Consider the following 1,154-nt stretch of genomic DNA (forward strand, 5'->3'; position numbering starts at 1 on the left):
GGTCGCGGTCGCGGTCGGCAGGGCGGCCGACGGCTCGGGGCGCGCGAGGACCTCCTGCGGAGCCGCCGGGGTGTCCTGCGGCACCAGGATGTCCTGCGGTACGAGCATCAGGACGCCCGTGCCGCCGCGCGCGGAGGGCCGGTACGACACCTTCAGGCCGTACTTGCGGGCCAGCCGGCCGACGACCGCGAGGCCGAGCCGGGTGCCGGTGAGACCGCCCAGCTCGGCGGAGTCACCGCCCACGGCCCGTTCGGCGCGCCGGAGTTGGATGTCGCCCATGACCAGGCCGCTGTCCTCGACGGACAGGATGACCCCGGCCGGCACCTCCTCGACGTACACATGCACTTCGGCAGTCGGCGGCGAGAAGTTCGCGGCGTTGTCGAGGAGTTCGGCGAGCGCGTGCATCACGCCCTCGGCCGCGTGCCCGGCGACGGCGGCGTCGCTCGCGGAGTGCACCCGCACCCGCTGGTAGCCGCTGATCCGGCCCATCGCGCCGCGCAGGATCGACTCCATGGCGATCGGGCGGGCCCAACGACGGCCGGAACGGGCGCCCGTGAGGACGGCGACGGAGTCGGCGAGGCGGCCCGCCTGCGCGGTGCGGTGGTCGAGGTGCAGCAGGTCGGCGAGGACGTCCTCGTCGGAGTGCCGCTCCTCCATCGCGCGCAGGTCGGCGAGCATGCCGGTGGCCAACGCCTGCATACGGCCCGCCGCGTTGGCGGTCGCGGAGAGCGCGGCGTCACGCTCGTGGGAGTCCCGGCGGGCCCGCTCGGACAGCCGCGCGTTCTCGGCGGTGAGCCGGGCGCGTTCCTCGGCGCTCTCGTCCGTGAGGCGGGTGCGCTCCGCGGTGTACTCCGCGGTGAGCCGGGCGCGTTCCTCCGTGAAGGACGTGGTGAGCCGCATCCGTTCCTGGGAGAACTCGGAGGTCAACCGGGTGCTCTCCTGCGTGAGTTCCGCGGTCAGCCGGGCCCGCTCGTGGGTCAGCTCCTCGGTCAGCTGAACGCGCTCGCGGTCCAACTCCGTGCTCAGCCGGGCCCGTTCCTGCAACAGCCGGCCCGCCTCCAGGGTGACGGCCTCCAGCCGGCGGCGGGTGACACGGGCGGTCTGGTACGCGTGTGCCGCAGCCGCGACGGCCGCGCACAGCAGCAGCGCGCCCG

At 74.8% G+C, this 1,154-nt stretch carries 1 protein-coding gene; it reads right to left on the reverse strand.

The genetic code is table 11. The annotated features are described in order from the left end of the window. A partial coding sequence (locus R6V09_RS53560; RefSeq protein ID WP_317888615.1) for a sensor histidine kinase occupies positions 1-1,146 on the reverse strand: 1,146 nt, incomplete at its 3' end. Positions 1,147-1,154: the final 8 nt, after the last annotated feature.

It is taken from the genome of Streptomyces sp. W16, from assembly GCF_033194735.1.
Taxonomy (GTDB): domain Bacteria; phylum Actinomycetota; class Actinomycetes; order Streptomycetales; family Streptomycetaceae; genus Streptomyces.